The organism is Methanolobus tindarius DSM 2278 (genome assembly GCF_000504205.1).
GTDB classification, from domain to species: domain Archaea; phylum Halobacteriota; class Methanosarcinia; order Methanosarcinales; family Methanosarcinaceae; genus Methanolobus; species Methanolobus tindarius.
In genome coordinates, this window is the sequence record NZ_AZAJ01000001.1 from 1290107 (window position 1) to 1307026 (window position 16920).

The following is a 16920-nucleotide window of genomic DNA, read 5'->3' on the forward strand; positions in this document are numbered from 1 at the left end:
AAAAACCAAAATAATTATGATTATAATTTATTCAAATATATTCCGGGAGATAATACAAAAAATATATCTAAAAAGATGTATAATATAGAATGTCTCAACGATTACCAAATACTGAAATTTCTTTAAAAATTACTTCATAAGGTATTATTATGTCCGATACAACCCTTGATATTGTAGAACTGCTTCTGACAGCGCAAATATACAATAAGTATTCACAGATGGATGCCAGTGATCTGCCCAAGGAGATACGCAAGTTTTACTGGAGCAGAGACCATAGAACAGTTCCAAAACCCATCAGGGTAACAGTCAAAGATATCGAAAAGATATTCGGTGAAGATAGCATTGACAGCAAATTGAAATCACTTCCTTTTGTCAGCATTGATGACAAGGAATTCTCCGCAAGGATTACAGCACTTGACATCGGTGCTGAATGGTTCCAGAAAAAGGATGAAGAAAGGGAGAGAATTTCACACAACCCTGCAATCGCATTCTACTACGAGGAAAAGAAGACTGAAGGAGCAGATTACGATACCGCCAAATCAAAGGTCAGACCAAAAGAGGTCGACAGGGAATGGATTGAATCCCTGATAGCCGAGATAGAGAAGGAAGAAGGCGGCTCCGACATGCTCAAGCTGGCACAAATAAGTGCGCCAGAAGATATCCAACAGACAATGAGGGATTTTGTTCTCACCCACGAGCAGGAAGAGGAAACTAAGAAAATCGTTAAGGCTATCCAGTATCGTGATTACCTGAAACATATCGGGCTCTATGATGTGGGAAAGATACTAATGGTCGGCCCACCGGGAACTGGAAAGACATCACTTGCCAAGGCAATGTCTGAACACCTTGCGATTCCTTTTGTTGAAGTAAGGCTCTCAATGATAACCGATCAGTACCTTGGAGAAACGGCAAAGAACATCGACAGAGTATTCAATCTGGCAAAGAGATTGAGTCCATGTATTCTATTTATTGATGAATTTGACTTCGTTGCAAAGACACGTTCTTCCGATGAGCATGCAGCACTCAAAAGAGCTGTAAACACACTTCTCAAGGCCATTGATAACATCAGCCTTACAACAGACGGAGTACTTCTCCTTGCAGCAACCAACCACCCGAAGATGCTTGACTCTGCAGCATGGAGACGTTTTGATGAAATTATGAAGTTCCCGCTGCCTGATGTGGACATGCGCAAGAGAATCCTTGACATTGTCACAAAGGAAATCAAAGGTGACTTTGATACCGCTGAAATTGCAGCACTCACACACGGATACAGCGGTTCAGATCTGAGAATGGTTATCCGTGAAGGAGTTCTCAGTGCACTTGTGACCGAGAGGATGGAACTCACACAAAAGGACATGCTCAATGCAGTTGCTGCATTTGATGAGAGAGCGGTCATCAAAACAAACGAATACGAAGAATATAATTCATGAAAATAACACTTCTGGGAACCGGTGATGCTACCGGGACCCCGGTTATTGGCTGCAATTGTCCTACATGTCAGGATGCACTGAAAGGTGGCAAAAGCCAGAGAACCAGGTTTGCAGTCCTTGTGGAATCTTCTGAGGGAACCGTACTTATTGACAGCGGACCTGATCTCAGGTACCAGTTACTCAAAGCAGGAACAAGACACATAGACGGAGTAATCTGGACACACGGCCACTACGACCATTTTGCAGGTTTTGCCGAGTTTCACAGGGTGCAGTATAATGTCGATGTCTACGGACTGCCTGAAACACTGGAATACATTTTAGGTTATCTTCAATTCCTTCATCCAAAAAAGCATGAGAAGGAAATGTACGAACCTTTCAATCTGATAGGACTTGAATTCACACTTTTTGAAGTGATACATCCCCCGGTAAAGAAATCCATTGGAGTGATGATCCGGCAAGGAGACACGAAGGTTGTCATTACAGGGGACACACAGAGAGAGATCCCTCAAAGAAGTATCGATCTTATTATGGAACCTGATCTTCTTATTGCAGATGCAATTGTGCCTCCGACGGTCGAAGTCAAAAAGCACATGAACACAGTAGAAGCTTTTGACCTTGCAAACGAGATCAAAGCAAAGGATGTAGTATTCACTCACCTGAGCCACTTTTTTGCACCACACGAAGAATCTGTCAAGGAGTATCCACTCGGATATGATGGGATGGTCTTTGACTTTGCTGAAAAATAACCATTAAGGTTTTGAAAAAAACTGAAGTGAGAATAAAACTTCAGGTTTCCTCAATTCTTATCATTACCTTTCTTTTTTGGATTTGACAACTGGCTTTCAAATTCGTTGCGTATTTTTTCCAGCTTTTTCCTTTCATTCCTGAATCTCAAAAATACTGACAAAGCAACAAGCCCCAGTACTCCGGCAGCTATTGTCAGATCCCTTGGAGCATCTTCGGTATAGTATTTTACACTAATGAGTTCTGGAATCGGCTCAATGGATTCATCCCCTGATGAATAACTCCCCAGCATACTCAGGAAGCCGGTTGTTGTAACTTCATTTGTCCAGACCAGATTTTCCCTTCCATCTGAATCATAGTAAACCTGATTTGGTTCAGGTTTTACTTTTCCAATCAGGGAATTGCCGGTTGTGTAACCTTCGGGAAGAACATAACGGACAACTGACGGAGGTGTTGTTACATAGATAAAATCCTGGCCAAGCGCTGTAGTCATTGTGTAAGCTACAAATCCGGTAACCGGTTCTTCAAAATTAATGAACACATATTTCTGCCCCCGGATTACATCGTCTGATATTGTATAATTAATATCAGCAGCTGAACTCATGGAAGCGAAATACTCAAAGTTTTCCGGTGTAGCATTGGTATTATTGGAAACGTCCCCAAGTACAACTATATTACTTACGGTTTCACTGTTCTGGTTACTGAGGTCTTCCAGTGGAATTATCTGTATGACAGATTCATTTTCAAGTATTGAAACAACCTTTGCAGAGCCGTTCTTTGAAAGATAAAATGAATGAGTTGGAATAAAAGTGCCGTTATCATAACTGTTGTTGAGGAAAACTTCAAACTCATAAGCAGATATTTCCGCAGTAGTATCATCTACAGGCACAAGGTCATCCACACAGCCTGATGTGAAAAGCATGATACTTAAAAGGAACAATGCCAGGAAAAAATATTTTTTCATTGCTACACCAATTGATGATTTATTTTATGAAACTATCGCTACATATATTGATAGCTTTATCTTTTATATGCTGTTGCATGGAGCTTTCATTAACTTTGTCCAATTAACGATTCAATCTGAAAATTTAACCTGGTGATACAATCAGACTATCAGTCTTCTTCTCATGAGATTTATTGAAAGTACCAGCAGAGCCATACCCACAAACAAAACCCATGCAACATCAAATATCAGGGATGAACTCAGCATTCCATATGAAAGAGTCCTTATGACATTCACAATATGAGTTAGCGGAAGGAAGGCTGTTGCAAAATACTGAAGCGGAACGGGAAGTGCACTGAGCGGGAAGAAGGTTCCACTGAAAAGGAACATCGGTGTGATGAATAACAGCACCGGATAGTTTATAGACATGATATTTGGCGTAATGGCTGTAAAACACATACCTATTGCTGCAAAAAGTAAACCTCCGAAAAACGCAAAGGGAATTATCAGCAAAGAGTACTTCAGGTCTATTAAACCAAACGCAGCAATCACAGGAATCATTACTGTGGCATTTATCATGCTTCTGGTAGCTCCCCAGAGCAGCTCCCCTGCAATCACATCCTCTATTGTAAGCGGGGTTGCAATTATGGCATCGAATGTTTTCTGATAGTACATCCTGACGTAAGAACTGTAACTGCACTCGAAAAATGAGGCGTACATTACTGAAACTGCAATAAGTGCAGGGGCAATGAATTGTGCATAAGGAACTCCGTCAATGCTCTCCACGAATTTCCCGAGTCCAAAACCAAGAGCAAACAGATACAATATAGGTTCAAGGAACGGAGGCAGGAAGTTCAGTTTGATGTCCTTCATGAAAACGTCCTTGTTCCTCTGCCAGACCTTAAGTGACCTTGAACTCACAGAGGGAATCCTGAAATAATCTACCGGGTTCATTCTCTCAGACTCCTGCCAGTGAGTTTGAGGAATACATCTTCAAGTGTTGCCGGCCTTGCACTTATTTTTGAGAGAGAACATTCCATGACCAGATACTCCGAAATCTCCCTTGCATTATCTGCATAGATGTGAACAATATCACCAATTACCTCATATTTTGCTTCCTTTTGTTGCAAACATTCCAGTATTTCAGGATTGTTCTCAGCTTCGATAATATCTGAACCTATAAACTCCTCAATAACTCCAGTCGGACTGCCTTCCACCAGTATTTTTCCATTATCCATTACCACAAGCCTGTCACAGAGTTTTTCGACCTCATCAAGATAATGTGATGTAAGAACGATGGTTACTCCCTGTTTTTTAAGACTTCTAAGTTTTTCCCATATCAAATGACGTGCCTGTGGGTCAAGACCAACTGTAGGTTCATCAAGAATCAGGACATCCGGACGGTTTATCAGCGCTCTTGCAAGTACAAGCCTACGTTTCATTCCGCCTGACAGGCTTTCTGTCATTACATCACGTTTTTCCTGAAGATGGACAAAATCAAGAAGTTCCTCAACTCGCTTTTCAGCTTCATCTTTTGGAATATCAAAATATCTGGAATAGACAAGCAAATTCTCATAGACTGTGAAATCCTCGTCGAGATTGTTTTCCTGAGGAACAACTCCCATTACTGATTTAATTTCACGCTGCTGGCTGGAAACATCCATGTTCAGAACTTCAAGTGTGCCTCCGGTTACTGGTGATACACACTGTATCATTCGCATTGTGGTTGTTTTCCCTGCTCCGTTGGGCCCGAGGAATCCAAACATTTCGCCTTCTTCAATGCTAAAACTAATGCCGTCAACAGCTACAAAGTCCTTGAAAGACTTCTTCAGTTCCCTGGCTTCAATTATCGGAGCTATCTAAACCACCTTTATGGAAGTTGGCGAGGTTCTGTATTAATAATTTCGACTGGAGAAGTTAAGGATTGTTTGGGTTTTGTAGGTTGTGTGCAAACAGTATTTAACGATAAAAGACATAATACATGTAGAATAACAAAAGAAATCGGAGGATTACAATGACCGAACTGAAAAACCTGATAGCAACAGCAAAAGAAAAGGGTTCTTTTCCAACTCTCATGAAAGCAGCAGAGAAACTCAAGCTCGTCAGCAAATACAGCAATGAAGGTCCTTTCACCATCTTTGCACCAGTTGAATCAGCTTTTGAACCAATCCCCGATGATGTCATTGACGAATCTTTTGATGACCACGGTTACCTTCTGGGAATTATCAACTACCACATCGTTGAAGGAAAATACACCACAAAAGACCTTGAAGGGCTTACTGAGCTTGAAACAATCAGTGGAAACAAGCTGAAGATTACAAATAATAACGGAATTAAAGTAGATGTTGCAAATATCATAGAAGCTGATATTGAATGCAGCAATGGAATTATTCATGCAATTGATGAGATTCTGATTCCGTAATCCCAGAGAACGATAATTCAAAAATAGTAATTTCTGCTGTAAATATTGGTAAAATTTAGATGGAATCTTTTATTTAAAAAATAGAAAATGAAGGTTTTAAACCTTCATTCTTTCATTAATTCCTGTTCTTCTGGCGTATTAATGCTGCTACCATTGAGACACCCATTATTCCAAGGAGAATTCCAAATCCTGGAGTTCCTTTATCCTCTTCTGTATCAGGCATTTCATCTGCAGCCTCGCTTTCCATCTCTCCGGAATCCGCATCTGACCCTGTTGAATCTCCTGAAGAAACAAATTCAGCTTCAGAATCAGAGCGGGTGCTTATTGCAAATGTGGAGAAACCTGGTGTCTTAGCAACATAATACACATACTCTCCGTCATCACTTGAAACAGAGGTCTCAAGCTGATCCCATGCACTTCCGGTGTAATGTGAAAGTACAACATCATCTGTTGAGATTCCATTCTCCTCAAGCCATGATTTCTCTACCTTGAAAGTAATGCTGGCTCCGGCAATGTTTTCCGAATCAAGTTCGCTTACTTCGATGTTAAGATAGCTATGGACATTACCCGGTGCAGAACCTGGAATATTGTCCGGCTTGGAATCAAGTTTCTGGACTGAAACAGATATCTTTTCAATATCGACTTCAGATTCAACTTCCACACCTGTAACTTCAGTCCTTGTAAGTTGTACAGAAACAACCTTAACAGGATCAGAAAGAACCTTTCCGGAAGAGTCCTGAGTTACAATCTTTGCTCCTTCGTAAGTGTTCCTTGATGCGAGGAAAGCCTCACGTGTTGTTGAGGACATACCATCAGAGCTACTACTGGAACTTGAGCTGGAACTTGGAGCAGTTGGACCAGTGTATGAAAGACTTGTATTGGTTACTGCATTGCTTGCATTATCTGTTGCAACCACTGTAACAGTATTTGCACCATATCCTGCAGAGATTGTTCCGTTCCATATGTTGCTGCCCTGATCCGTAAGTGCAGTTCCTGCTGCTGTGACGCTCTTTATACCGCTTCCGGCATCAGATACGTTCACACTGACATTAATGCTCTCACCATAAGAACCCGGACTTTCTGTGCTCAGTGTCAGGTTATAGATAACAGGATCAGTATTGTCAATGATAACCTCAAAGGTTGCTGATGAACTGCTGTTGACATTACCTGCCTCATCACTTGCTGTGACATTAAGCAGATATGTTCCTTCAGCTCCGGCAATCTCAAGATTGCTGTACTTCCAGTAATCTGTTGATGAAACCTGAGTCAGTGTCACATTATCAGATGTACTTATACTGCTTACATTATCAATGGACATCACACTTGAAACACCTGAAAGTGCATCAGAGATTGTTGCATTGAGTGTAATAGTAGAACCATTGTTAACTGCTGTGTAACCAGTTGCATACTCAGTCTGGGCATCAAGAACAAGCGGTTCGGTATTATCCACCTTGATACTGAGATTCACTGAATTGTCAAAATTGCTTACGTTGTCATAAGCTACAACTGTAAGGTTAATTGTTCCTTCTGAAGAAGAATCAACTATCAGTGAGTTATTGATCCAGTAATTGCTTCCTGCATACTCCAGGATTGCGAAGGTAGAAGCATTGACACCATTCAAAGTGACTGTAGCATTCTTAACTCCGGTTCCTGAATCAACAATTGTAGTGTTCAGGTCAAGAGTGTCACCATCCTTGAACCACTGGGAACCTGTTGGTGAAATTGCTGTTACAGCAGGATCAGTACCATCTACTTCAACAGAAATGGAAGCTGAAGTGTTCCACAGACTCATGTTATCAGCTGCTTTCACTGGCAGGCTTAATGTTCCTGATGAAGAAGTATTGACAAGCACTGTCAGTGTAAAGTCATCCCCACCTGCTGAAGTCATTGTTACCCAGTCAAGAGAACTGTTGATATTGGAAGCATTAACCATTACTGTAGATGCATTCAAACCTGAGTAGGCATCCGTAACAGTTGCATTGAGAGTTACAATTCCTCCATTCCTGACTCCGGTCATGCCAGCCAGATAAACAGCTTCAACATTAGTGAATACAGGAGCTGAATTATCAACTTTCAATGTCAGGTTGACACTGTTATTGACATTGCTAATGTTGTCGTAAGAACTGACTGTAAGATTAATAGTTCCTTCATTTGATGTCAAAACCGTAAGTGAGGAATTTGTCCAGTAGTTCCCTGCAGAGTTTGCCAGAACAGCAGTACTTGCAGCTGATACATCTGAAGTATCTACTGTCACACTGCTCATACCTGCAGATCCGACATCGGTGCTGGATACGTTAAGATCAATGCTTGAACTGTTTGTAACCCACTGTGAACCATCAGGTGTAATTCCTGTTACAAGAGGTTCTGAATTATCCAGAACTACAGAGATTGACTGACTGGTGTTCATATTTGTTGAGTTGTCAGCAACACTGACAGGAACAACTGCAGTACCTGTGCTTGAATTGTCGACAATCACGGATAATGTGAAGTTATCGGCGCCTGCAGAGCTCATTGTTTCCCAGGTAAGTGAACTGTTAAGGTTGGAAACGTTGATCATTACAGCAGAAGCATTCAGGCCTGAAGTTGCGTCGGTTGCAGTGAAGTTAAGTAGTACTGTTCCACCGCTTTTTACAACATTGAGTCCGGAAGGATATGCAGCCAATTCATTGCTTACTGTCGGAATTGTGTTATCCACATTGATGGTCATATTCACAGAATTATTGACATTTGTTGCATTGTCATAGGTTACCACTGAAAGATTTATGGTGCCCTCTGAAGAAGAATCAACTATTAGTGAATTGTTGACCCAGTAATTGCTTCCTGCATGTTCAAGAATTGCTGTTGTGATTGTTGAATTTACATTATTCAAAGCAACTGTTGCGTTCTTAACTCCTGTTCCTGTATCTATTATAGTTACATTCAGATCAAGAACATCTCCATCCTTAAACCACATGGAACTAACTGGTGAAACCGGAGTGACAGTTGGTTCTGCAACATCAATCTCAACAGAAATTGAAGCTGAAGTGTTCCACATGCTTAGATTATCAGCTGCCCTTACCGGTAAAACAACCGTTCCGGATGATGAAGTATTGACGATAACATCCAACGTATAATTATCTCCGTTTGCAGGATTCATTGTTACCCAGTCAAGAGAACTGTTAATACCGGAAGCATTAACCATTACAGTAGATGCATTCACACCAGAATAAGCATCTGTTACTGTAACATTAAGAGTTACAATTCCACCATTGTTGATGGCATTCATTCCACCCGGATAGACAGATTCATTGGTTGTAAAGACAGGTGCAGAATTATCCACCTTAATTGTCAGGTTGACACTATTATTCAGATTGCTCAGGTTGTCATAAGCACTTACTGTAAGGTTAATAATTCCTTCATTTGATGTCAAAACCGTAAGTGAGGAATTTGTCCAGTAATCACCTGCTAAGTTTGCCAGGTTGGCAGTTCCGGTTGCATTTGCAGATGAAACATCAACCATCAGATTCTGCACTCCTGCATCACCGATATCTGTACTTGAGACATTGATATCAATGGTTGAACCGTTTGTTAGCCACTGGGAACCGTCTGGTGTTATACCTGTTACTGCCGGACCGGAATTATCCAGAACAACAGAGATTGACTGGCTTGTGTTCGTATTTGTTGCGTTGTCAGCAACACTGATAGGAACAACTGCAGTACCGGTACTTGAATTGTCAACTATTACAGATAATGTAAAGTTGTTGCCACCTGCAGAACTCATTGTTTCCCAGGTAAGGGAGTTGTTAAGGTTGGAAACATTGATCATTACAGCAGAAGTATTCAAACCTGAAGTTGCATCGGTTGCTGTGAAGTTCAATAGTACAGTTCCACTACTGTTCACAGCATTAAATCCTGAAGTATATGCAACAGATTCATTACTTACTACCGGATTTGTGTTATCCACCTTTAGTGTAAGGTTGACACTGTTGTTGACATTGCTTGCATTGTCAGATGCCCCTATCTGCAAGTCTATGCTTCCTTCTGCAGATGAGAATACCAGAAGTGAATTATTGATCCAGTAATCTGTTCCACCAACATTGCTAAGGGTTGCTGTTGTGCTTGAATTGACTGATGAGACATCGACTGTTACACTGCTTATATTACTTGCATTGGAATTTCCAGGATCGGAAGCACTCACATTCAAGTATAGAACCGAACCGTTGTTCACCCATGAATCTGTTGAAACAGGTGATATTGCAATAACATTTGGTTCGATGTTGTCCACCCATACGGTGAAATTCACAGTACTGTTTACATTGCTAACGTTATCTGTTGCGGTTATTGGAACATATACAGCTCCCTGGGAACTTGATGCCACTATTATAGTGTTATTGATCCAATATGTACCGTCATATGTCATTGAAACAGGCCCAAGAGAATTATTTATTGCTCCTCCTCCTACTGATACGGACATGACGCCTGAACCTGAGCCATCATCAACCGTCGCATTCAGACTAATTGTAGTTCCGTTGCTTACCCAGGTTGCTGTGTCTCCATAGGTGTTTAGTGTGATAGTTGGTTCTGTGTTATCGACCCATACGGTAAAATTCACACTATTGTTCACAAGAGAAGCATTGTCATAAGAAGTTACAGGCAAATTATATTCACCATCAACTGCATTCACCATGAATGAATTATTAGTCCAGTAATCTGAGAATGTGTTGTAAAGATCAATTATACCAGCACTTGCATTAATGGATGTGATATCCACTGTAGCATTCTGTACTCCTGACACATCATCTGTAATACTTGCATTGAACATCAAGGTTGTTCCGTTCTTTGTCCACGTAGTAGAAGATTGAGTATAATTTACCGGAACAACAGAAGGTTCACCATCTACTGTCAGGTAGATTGGTACATTTGTAGTTGTTACACTTGTATTAACATTAAATGTGTAAGTAACATTGTCTAAATTTACACCAAAAAGTACGTCGCTGTCAGAGAAATTAATAGAAAATTCTGTACCCTGGGGAACAATAATACTGGATCCATTAGAAATAGTTACTACATTTGAATTAATTGTTATATTACTGGCAGAAACATTCTCAAAACCTGTGAGAGTGACACTTCCATTACTAAGAAGTATATCACCAGGACATGTAATGTTTAATGAAGTGATATCACCTGCATCTTCCGTTGCCGTGAAATTCAAATATGTGGGAACATTGTGCTCCGTTGTGTTATCACCATAAATTGTCACCACCCCGTTTCCAGCAGGCGTTATGGCAGCGCTTGCAGAGATGACTGTAAGTAAGACAAGTATGAGAACAAGTCCTAATTGTAAAATTAATTTTTTTCGTTTCGTTTCTTCCTTTATCAAATCTATCCTCTCCATAGATTTATTTTTTTATAAGTGGCAATAAAATGTACCTGCAACAAATATCAGAGAGCAGCACATAAAGCTCGTTTCAAAGTACTTGCAGAGACTAGCACAAAATATTTCATAAATAGTATAATGCCTATATTATATGTATGTTGGCTATTGTTGAACAAATAAGTGAAAAGTAACAGAATAATAACACCACACTTAATACCACATAAATTAAACTGGAAAATGGTGGGATCGCGGAGATTTGAACTCCAGTCGCTAGACCCCCAGCCTAACAGGATGGACCAGGCTACCCTACGATCCCGCAGGATTGTAATTACATATACATTACAGTATTTTAGTGTTTCCGAGAACGAAAGCTTTGAATATTCAAAAAAAGATTTATTGAGACTTCAGCCAGATATCATAAGCCTCAACAACTTCCTCACCTTCAACAAAGACAAGGTCGTTGTCCTTACCATACTGCTTTGCGTCTCCTTTTTCAAGAGCTCTTCCGGTTTCATCGTCCAGCATTTCACAGACGACCATCGCAGGAGTTATTCCGGCAATTTTTGCAAGGGCAATGGAGAGTTCTGTCTGGCCCATGCGTTCATGGACAAGTCCCTTTGCGGCACGCAGGGTTGCAACGTGACCAGGAGTTCTGAATTCGCTGCCGAAATGAATTTCTTCACCATTGAGTGTCTTTTCAACGATTTCACCAAGTTTGTTGATTGTCAGTGCCCTGTCATTGTCAGGAATTCCGGTTCGGGTATCCCGGTGATTAACCCAGATGGAAAACGATGAACGTGAATCGTATTTTAAGTCTCCACCTTTTTCCACAATCTTGTGAAGTGCTGTGCTGCACTGGTTGGCTTCTCTTACAATATCTGCCATGAATGGAAGACCAAGTTCTTCTGATGCTTCGGAGTCAAGAGCAACACAGATGAGTCCGCCTGCATCTTTTCGCATCCACCTGACATATTCAGGTGTAACGGCATTTGCAGCAATGGTAAAGTCGGTTTCAGCCTCACGGCCTTCAAGATCGAAAAGAAGGATCATCTCACCTCTCTGGAGAGCCTTGATTGCTTTCTGTATATTCGTACTGTAATTTTCAATTGAATCAGTATTTGAAACCATGATTATCACTTCTCCATTTCTTCCTTGCAATTCTCTTTTCAATAAGCCTCTTCCTGACTTTTTGACATCACTTACATTTTTGCGGGTTTTTAACCACTATTTTTACTTCGTCACCATCATTCAACTTTAGAGCTTCACGAAGCTTTAATGGTGCGATTATCTCAAGGAGATCCGCCGGATAGTGTGTCCTGTCCGGTATGATGATGGCACTTTTGATTCCCTCTATCTCAATAGGATAGCATTTTCCACCACCAAAGCTGCGTTCCCCATCATTGAAACCCTGGATTATTAGTGGTTCCATGAAGTCCATATTGTCACGTATCTGAGCACTCTCATCATTGAGACGCACATTTAGTGTTCCCGGGAATGGCTTGAAATCCAGTTTGTCCCTGAACTGGGACATGTAACCGTCTTTTGCAATGTAGTACTGGCCTTCTCCAAGACCCGTTATGACCTCGCCGTAGAGTTGAAGGTCAGCATAGTCCTTACAGAATATCTGCTGATAGTCTGCATACTCGTTTTTGAGAAGGAGGACACCTGTTTCTGTGAGGTGAACCAACTGACCACCTGCTACGAGTTGTCTTGAGATGTAACCATCGTCCTCAAGCTGCTTGAGGACCCTTGCAGCTGTCTTGGAACTGGCGGATATGTGGTGCATAAACTCTGTTGAAGATATCTTCAGAGGCTTACCAATTGCACCGAGTAGTGCCAGTTTCTTAAGGGACTTTGTTGTATACATTGGCTCATCACGTCAATCTCATATTTGAGTAGAATCTCATTTATGAGAGAAGAGCACATAAAGGTTTTGATACTGGAATCATGATGACAGCTTTTGTTTTGTTCAGCAAATGCAAAATTAGAGTCAAGTATTATAACATGTTGCAAAATAAAATAAATTATAATCAAAAATTTTAAAATAGATGCACGCCATCTGGTTGACGTGGTTTAATGTATAGCTATTGTCCTGAATGTGAAGACAAAAATGAAAATTCTGCAACTGAGTGCAAAAACTGCGACCATGAACTAAGAATAGATTCTTCACTGGAACCTGATTTATCATTGTATGCAGGTTTTGGGAGAAGGGCTGTGGCTTTTATTATAGACGAGGTTTTATTGACACTTATTGGTTTCATGATTATTGCTTTTATTGCACCTATTGTATGTGACATAACTCCTCCTTATTATGAATTATATAAGGACTTGTTTAACTGGATCGACGTATTGTTTTATGCAATTGATATTGTTCTTACTTTGTTCTATTTTGCGATGATGGAAAGTTCAGCCGGCCAAGCCACTTTTGGAAAAGATGTAATGGGCATTATAGTGACGGACCTGGAAGGAAATAGGATATCTTTTACAAAAGCCTTCATGAGACATATTAGTAAATTAATTACAACGGCCTTTTTTGGAATTGGATACCTGACAATCATCTTCTCCAAAAAGAGACAGGGACTCTATGATATGATAGTTGGAACGGTGGTTGTGTACAGATGAAGGATGAACTGAAAAATACATTGAGTTCTAACACCTCAAACAGCTTCAACTTCATTCAGTATGCACTTCCCGATATTCGGCTTTAGTGCATTTTTCATTACAAGATCGACCTTAATTCCAAGGCAATCTGAAAGATAGTTCTCAAGATGAACAAACCTGAAAATTGTTGGGGTTTTGCTAAACTCCACCAGCACATCAAGGTCACTTTGCGGAGTGTGCTCTCCACGTACATAGGAACCGAAAAGTCCTATGTAACTTACATTATAGTTTTCCTCAAGCTCCGGCAGCATTTCATGGAGCTTTTTCCTGTAAGTTTCAATATCCTTTTTGGCTGGCATTTTCATCTCGAAAAGTGTTTTTCAGTTATATGTTATTTTTAAGATGTATAAGTTCTCTGTTAATTTCAATACAGTTTTATTTATTGAAACTGTTTATTAATTAAATGGAACCAAAAAGGATTAAAGATAATTTTGAAGGACCTTCATGGTCAAATAGAATCTTTTTCTATTTCTGCCTCTTTAGTTCCATTCTTATCATTTTAATGATTATATTATGCTTTTTTGCTGTGCTAAATATTGATTTAGCTCTGTTTGGCACTTCACAATACACTGCTGAAGAACTACACAATATAGGATTTTACGACAACGAACGCTATCTCCTCAGCGCCCTCGTCCAGAGTTTAGCAGCCACCATCGCTTTAGTTATCACACTCAGCCTTGTAGCCGTACAGCTCGCAGCCCAATCCTATTCCGCAAGGGTCATTGATGTCTACAAACGGAACCCCGATATGTGGATTCTTCTCTGCATCTACATAATTACAATATTCTACGGACTCGGATTAACTAAAATCATTGGACTTGATATTTTAGGAAACTACATGGAGGGCGCCATTTTGGTGGCTTACTTCATGGGGTTCTTTGCTTTTGTTTGTCTAGTACCGTATATGTTGAAGACTCTGGATTTGCTGAAGCCTTCTACTGTGATTACATTGCTGACGAAGGAGATTACAAAAGAGAAAGTTCTAGAACATATTCAAAATGATGACGATATCGATGAAACTGATCCAGTTCAGCCAATAATAGATATTATAAATGGTGCTCTTGAGAGAAATGACTATGAAACAGTACGTAATGGCTTGAAGGGAATATCAGGGTCTTTAATCAACATATCTGATAAAAATAATTTAAACGGTGATGATGGAACAAAAATTGTGGACCATGTAGCATCACATATAGGTAGATTTGGGATGCACGCAATCGATAGACAAAACGAAAATGCAACATTTTCCACCATAATAAGTTTAGAACAGGTTGGAAAGGAAGCAGCAGAAAAGAATCCAAGTGCTTCAAGAAGAAGCGTAGACATGCTTGGATTTATAGGAACTAAAGCAACGGAAAAAAGATTTGAAGTTGCATCTGAAAGAGCTGCAAAAGCACTTGGAAATGTTGAAACTAGAATGATAGTTAAAAACGAAGAATCATGGGCGGTATCTTTTTTAAGAGAAATGGGAGTTGAAGCAGCAAAACAAAATATTGATAATGTTTCATGGGAAACTGTGATTTCTCTTAAAAAAATAGGTCTTGAAGCAATACAACAAAATGCAAAAGGGATGGTAAACACTATACTAGATGCTATTTTTGACATTGGAAAGGAAGCAATTGAAAATCAGTTATTTATCACACCACCCACATCAAAAACAGCACTCGAGAGTTTAGCAGAAAAAGCAAATAAACAAGAGCTTTATGACATCGAGAAATATGCCTTGAACAAAGCGAATAATCTAGAAAATGAATTACTAGATATAAATAAAGGGTATTGTTAATTAAACGGAATTGAACCCTTGTTACTTATTATCATAAAAAGAAGAACAGAGTGCTTCAGTATTTCAAAACCATTTTTATAGCACTTGATATTTTCACTATCAACAAACACCTGCCCTGCCAAACCCATTTGTCTTCATAAAAAACTCAAGCTTTTTTTTTAGTCAGTTCTAATTTATTCCACGCTTTTTCAGATTTCTAATCAACACTACATCAAAATCAGCACCATTAAACTATTTAGTTTAGTAAACCAAATAATAATGCATTTATTTGGTCTACCAGACCAAATAGATATAAACAAAGAACCCCCAGTATAAAACATGGACAAAGAGAAACTAAAAATCCTGCTGAAAGAGCAGAACGACCACATCAAAGAAGTTGAAGGTCTGGTTAAAAGGGAACTACTGGATGAAATAAAGGGCAGGGATTCAGATCTTATCACAATAGTTGCAGGGCTTCGCAGAGTTGGGAAATCAACTCTCATGAACGAGATAAGGAAAGATCATCTTAATGAAAGCTATTTTGTGAACTTTGATGACGAGAGGCTCTTTGATTTTACAATAGAGGACTTTCAGACCATGCAGGAACTGCTCATCGAGCTGTATGGTGAAAGGAACGTCTACTTTTTTGATGAGATACAGAACATACAAGGATGGGAGAGGTTTGTCAGAAGGCTTCATGACAATGGAAAAAAGGTGTATGTCACCGGTTCAAATGCAAGCATGTTGAGCCGGGAGATGGGGACACACCTAACAGGCAGACATCTCAGTTATTCATTGTATCCGTATTCTTTCAGGGAATTCCTCCGTTTTAAAAAATACGAGCTGCCAATCCCTGAAGTGCTTACTACTGTGGAGAAAAGCACACTTAAACGACACTTCAATGAGTATATCGAAGCCGGAGGAATACCGGAATTCGTGAAGAACCGGGATGAGCTCTATGTCAAAACAGTTTATGAGAACATAATCTACAGGGACATAATAGCACGATACAACCTAAAAGACGAAAAGGCACTCAAAACAACAGTCTACTTTGCAGCATCCAATATCGCAAAGGAGATAAGTTACAATAATGTCAGAAAACTGACAGGACTTTCCAGTGCAACTACAATCAAAGAATATTTTGAGTACCTTGAGAACAGTTACCTCGCATATCTTTTACCTAGATTTTCCACATCCCTCAAAACGCAGGTTTATTCCAACAAAAAAGTGTACTTCATAGACACAGCCATCGCTAAAATACTGGGTTTCAGAACATCAGAGGACTATGGAAGAATACTTGAGAACATGGTGTTCATGGAACTGAAAAGAAGGAACCTTGAAATCTATTACCACAGGGAAAATAAAGAATGTGATTTTGTCATCCGGAACGGTTACAATATAGCAGAAGCAATCCAGGTTACACAGAGCCTTGAAAATCCAGATACAAGAAAAAGGGAGATTGAAGGGTTATTTGAAGCGCTGGAAACTTACAACCTTAGTGAAGGTCTAATTCTAACGGATGACACGGAAGATAAAATTGAAATTGATGAGAAGAAAATTACTGTAAAGCCTATCTGGAAATGGATGCTTGAATGAAACTGT

13 protein-coding genes and 1 tRNA gene are annotated in these 16920 nt (G+C 39.9%); 6 read left to right on the forward strand and 8 right to left on the reverse strand.

Going from position 1 to position 16920, the window contains the following annotated elements:
- The first annotated feature begins 149 nt into the window (after positions 1–149).
- Positions 150–1430 carry an ATP-binding protein gene (locus METTI_RS06330; protein ID WP_023844993.1) on the forward strand — a complete coding sequence of 427 codons (1281 nt, stop codon included), beginning with the start codon at positions 150–152 and terminating at the stop codon, positions 1428–1430.
- Positions 1427–2176: an MBL fold metallo-hydrolase gene (locus tag METTI_RS06335; RefSeq protein WP_023844994.1), complete on the forward strand. Its 750-nt coding sequence runs from the start codon at positions 1427–1429 to the stop codon at positions 2174–2176. The genes METTI_RS06330 and METTI_RS06335 overlap by 4 nt, the downstream gene beginning before the upstream one ends.
- Before the next feature lie 50 nt (positions 2177–2226).
- On the opposite strand, the gene METTI_RS06340 is transcribed toward METTI_RS06335, so the two are convergent.
- The 3 genes from METTI_RS06340 to METTI_RS06350 form a co-directional block, all read right to left on the reverse strand.
- The gene (locus METTI_RS06340) at positions 2227–3138 is read right to left on the reverse strand and encodes a DUF5803 family protein (protein WP_023844995.1); all 912 of its coding nucleotides are present in this window, start codon (positions 3136–3138) and stop codon (positions 2227–2229) included.
- A 141-nt stretch (positions 3139–3279) separates the two neighbouring features.
- A complete protein-coding gene (locus METTI_RS06345) occupies positions 3280–4071 on the reverse strand; it encodes an ABC transporter permease (protein WP_023844996.1) in 792 nt (263 codons plus the stop codon).
- Positions 4068–4976 carry an ABC transporter ATP-binding protein gene (locus tag METTI_RS06350; RefSeq protein WP_023844997.1) on the reverse strand — a complete coding sequence of 303 codons (909 nt, stop codon included), beginning with the start codon at positions 4974–4976 and terminating at the stop codon, positions 4068–4070. Before METTI_RS06350 ends, METTI_RS06345 begins: the two co-directional genes overlap by 4 nt.
- A 155-nt stretch (positions 4977–5131) precedes the next feature.
- Between METTI_RS06350 and METTI_RS06355 the strand changes: the two genes are divergently transcribed.
- Positions 5132–5539: a fasciclin domain-containing protein gene (locus METTI_RS06355; RefSeq protein ID WP_023844998.1), complete on the forward strand. Its 408-nt coding sequence runs from the start codon at positions 5132–5134 to the stop codon at positions 5537–5539.
- 115 nt (positions 5540–5654) lie between these two features.
- Here the strand turns inward: METTI_RS06355 and METTI_RS06360 are convergent, their stop codons facing one another.
- The 4 genes from METTI_RS06360 to METTI_RS06375 form a co-directional block, all read right to left on the reverse strand.
- Positions 5655–10913, reverse strand: coding sequence for a PGF-pre-PGF domain-containing protein (locus tag METTI_RS06360; RefSeq protein WP_048135230.1), 5259 nt, complete (start codon positions 10911–10913; stop codon positions 5655–5657).
- Between the two features lie 220 nt (positions 10914–11133).
- Positions 11134–11211, reverse strand: a tRNA-Pro gene (locus METTI_RS06365).
- Positions 11212–11288: 77 nt separating this feature from the next.
- A complete protein-coding gene (gene ribB / locus METTI_RS06370) occupies positions 11289–12023 on the reverse strand; it encodes a 3,4-dihydroxy-2-butanone-4-phosphate synthase (protein WP_023845000.1) in 735 nt (244 codons plus the stop codon).
- Between the two features lie 67 nt (positions 12024–12090).
- Positions 12091–12762, reverse strand: coding sequence for a winged helix-turn-helix domain-containing protein/riboflavin kinase (locus METTI_RS06375; RefSeq protein ID WP_023845001.1), 672 nt, complete (start codon positions 12760–12762; stop codon positions 12091–12093).
- Between the two features lie 209 nt (positions 12763–12971).
- Between METTI_RS06375 and METTI_RS06380 the strand changes: the two genes are divergently transcribed.
- Positions 12972–13517: an RDD family protein gene (locus tag METTI_RS06380; protein ID WP_023845002.1), complete on the forward strand. Its 546-nt coding sequence runs from the start codon at positions 12972–12974 to the stop codon at positions 13515–13517.
- Positions 13518–13552: 35 nt separating this feature from the next.
- Here the strand turns inward: METTI_RS06380 and METTI_RS06385 are convergent, their stop codons facing one another.
- On the reverse strand, positions 13553–13861 hold the full coding sequence (locus METTI_RS06385; RefSeq protein WP_048135233.1) for a nucleotidyltransferase family protein: 309 nt from the start codon (positions 13859–13861) through the stop codon (positions 13553–13555).
- A 98-nt stretch (positions 13862–13959) separates the two neighbouring features.
- Here METTI_RS06385 and METTI_RS06390 point away from each other — a divergent pair, with 98 nt between their 5' ends.
- Together METTI_RS06390 and METTI_RS06395 are read left to right on the forward strand one after the other, a co-directional pair.
- The gene (locus tag METTI_RS06390; protein ID WP_023845004.1) at positions 13960–15339 is read left to right on the forward strand and encodes a DUF2254 family protein; all 1380 of its coding nucleotides are present in this window, start codon (positions 13960–13962) and stop codon (positions 15337–15339) included.
- Between the two features lie 318 nt (positions 15340–15657).
- Positions 15658–16914, forward strand: coding sequence for an ATP-binding protein (locus METTI_RS06395; RefSeq protein WP_023845005.1), 1257 nt, complete (start codon positions 15658–15660; stop codon positions 16912–16914).
- Positions 16915–16920 lie beyond the last annotated feature (6 nt).

Excerpts from the sequence above, each read along its gene's own strand:
- METTI_RS06330 (WP_023844993.1), top strand. The coding sequence starts at position 150 with ATGTCCGATACAACCCTTGATATTGTAGAACTGCTTCTGACAGCGCAA.
- METTI_RS06335 (WP_023844994.1), top strand. The coding sequence starts at position 1,427 with ATGAAAATAACACTTCTGGGAACCGGTGATGCTACCGGGACCCCGGTT.
- METTI_RS06340 (WP_023844995.1), bottom strand. The coding sequence starts at position 3,138 with ATGAAAAAATATTTTTTCCTGGCATTGTTCCTTTTAAGTATCATGCTT.
- METTI_RS06345 (WP_023844996.1), bottom strand. The coding sequence starts at position 4,071 with ATGAACCCGGTAGATTATTTCAGGATTCCCTCTGTGAGTTCAAGGTCA.
- METTI_RS06355 (WP_023844998.1), top strand. The coding sequence starts at position 5,132 with ATGACCGAACTGAAAAACCTGATAGCAACAGCAAAAGAAAAGGGTTCT.
- METTI_RS06360 (WP_048135230.1), bottom strand. The coding sequence starts at position 10,913 with ATGGAGAGGATAGATTTGATAAAGGAAGAAACGAAACGAAAAAAATTA.
- ribB (WP_023845000.1), bottom strand. The coding sequence starts at position 12,023 with ATGGTTTCAAATACTGATTCAATTGAAAATTACAGTACGAATATACAG.
- METTI_RS06375 (WP_023845001.1), bottom strand. The coding sequence starts at position 12,762 with ATGTATACAACAAAGTCCCTTAAGAAACTGGCACTACTCGGTGCAATT.
- METTI_RS06380 (WP_023845002.1), top strand. The coding sequence starts at position 12,972 with ATGTATAGCTATTGTCCTGAATGTGAAGACAAAAATGAAAATTCTGCA.
- METTI_RS06385 (WP_048135233.1), bottom strand. The coding sequence starts at position 13,861 with ATGAAAATGCCAGCCAAAAAGGATATTGAAACTTACAGGAAAAAGCTC.
- METTI_RS06390 (WP_023845004.1), top strand. The coding sequence starts at position 13,960 with ATGGAACCAAAAAGGATTAAAGATAATTTTGAAGGACCTTCATGGTCA.
- METTI_RS06395 (WP_023845005.1), top strand. The coding sequence starts at position 15,658 with ATGGACAAAGAGAAACTAAAAATCCTGCTGAAAGAGCAGAACGACCAC.